Raw genomic sequence first — 1,371 nt, 5'->3', positions numbered from 1 at the left:
CGTACCAGGCGTGGGACACCGGCGGGGCGGTGCGCCGGGGGGCCGGGACCGTGCGGGACGGGGCGGTGAGCGGGGCGTTCGTGGCCGTGGCCGGCTTCCCCGCGGCGAACACGACGACACGGAGCACCACGAACCGGCCGACCCCGGCCAGCGCGCTCGCGCCGAGGTAGACGGCCTGCTCGACGAGGACCCCGGGGGCGGTGTGCACGAGGTGCAGGACGGCCATGGCCGCGCAGGTCACGCCGTACGCGGCGGCCGCCGACCCGGCCGACTGGAGGTGCTCCCGCCGTCCGGCCCGGCGCCCGGCGCCGAAGGTGAAGCGGGCGTGCAGCTCAGTGGCCAGGACGGTCGACACGACCGTCACGACCGCGTTCGCCACGGCCCACGGCAACAGCGCGGCCAGCAGCGCGACGGCCCCGCTGGACAGGACGCCGACTCCGCCGCCGCACGCCACGAACCGCACGAACGAGGAGAACGGCCGGCTGGGCTCGGGGAGTTGGCGCGCCGAGTGCTCCGTCTGCTCCATCACGAACCTTCCGTCCCCTCATGGCGGCCCACCGCTTCGTACGGCGTGCGTCGTTGAGAACAGCGTACGTGTACGCGCACACTGTTCGCAAGGGGGTACGGCGTGCCGCAGGCTGCGGTTTGCGGCCTGCGGCCACGAACAACGGGTATGCGGAGAAGGGGACTTGAACTACTCCTGGCACTGCTCGTAGCAGTGGCCTTCGTGCCACTCGCAGCAGGCATGGTGGGACGAACGCACCTTGTCGTCATCCCGGTCGTAGAACTCGGTGATGATCCGGCCGTCCTCGACCCGCGACAGCCCCACCTGCTTACTGAAGTCGATCTTCAGTACGTCGAGTTCGCGCCTCAGGCAACGCACCGCATACCTGCGGGCAGCTTCGGGATGCTGGGCGAAGACCTTGTCGATCTCGGCGAAGAACTCGGGGTCGCGTTCGGGTCCGCAAGCAGGCTTCGTTTTCATGGCCACCCTCCGTACCTGCGCCCGCTTTCACTCGGGCAGTTCGTGATCGATCAGGAAATGCCGACAGCTGGGTCGCTTGCATCTGCCCTGCGGGCCGCCGGGCTGGAAGTCGGGACACGGGCAGGACAGGCACGGAATGGTGTCGCCAGGGCCGGGATCGGGTTCCCACCCGCTGTCCGTCAGGCGCGCCCGGGCAGCCTCCCGAACGCCGCGCAGCTGGTCGTCGAACTTGCGGAACTCGGCCTCGTTCTCGCCGAAGGCCTTCTTCTGGGCCTCTGTCAGGTCGTACTCCTCCACGTTGCCCTCCTGAGGTGGATGGCGGCGAGGAAGCTTCGCCTCTCACCCCACGATGACCCGGCGGACCGCCACCCGCACGTCGACCCGCC

At 70.1% G+C, this 1,371-nt stretch carries 3 protein-coding genes; all 3 read right to left on the bottom strand.

Features of this window, described 5'->3' with window-relative positions:
* A partial coding sequence (locus AOK23_RS30190) for a hypothetical protein (RefSeq protein ID WP_055715759.1) occupies window positions 1-526 on the bottom strand: 526 nt, incomplete at its 3' end.
* A gap of 168 nt (window positions 527-694) precedes the next feature.
* Window positions 695-985: a hypothetical protein gene (locus AOK23_RS30185; protein WP_055715758.1), complete on the bottom strand. Its 291-nt coding sequence runs from the start codon at window positions 983-985 to the stop codon at window positions 695-697.
* Window positions 986-1,012: 27 nt separating this feature from the next.
* Window positions 1,013-1,282 carry a hypothetical protein gene (locus AOK23_RS30180; protein WP_055715757.1) on the bottom strand — a complete coding sequence of 90 codons (270 nt, stop codon included), beginning with the start codon at window positions 1,280-1,282 and terminating at the stop codon, window positions 1,013-1,015.
* Window positions 1,283-1,371 lie beyond the last annotated feature (89 nt).

This window comes from Streptomyces torulosus (assembly GCF_001419765.1).
In the GTDB taxonomy this organism is placed as follows: Bacteria; Actinomycetota; Actinomycetes; order Streptomycetales; family Streptomycetaceae; genus Streptomyces; species Streptomyces torulosus.
This window is presented reverse-complemented; position numbering and strand designations above follow the sequence as displayed.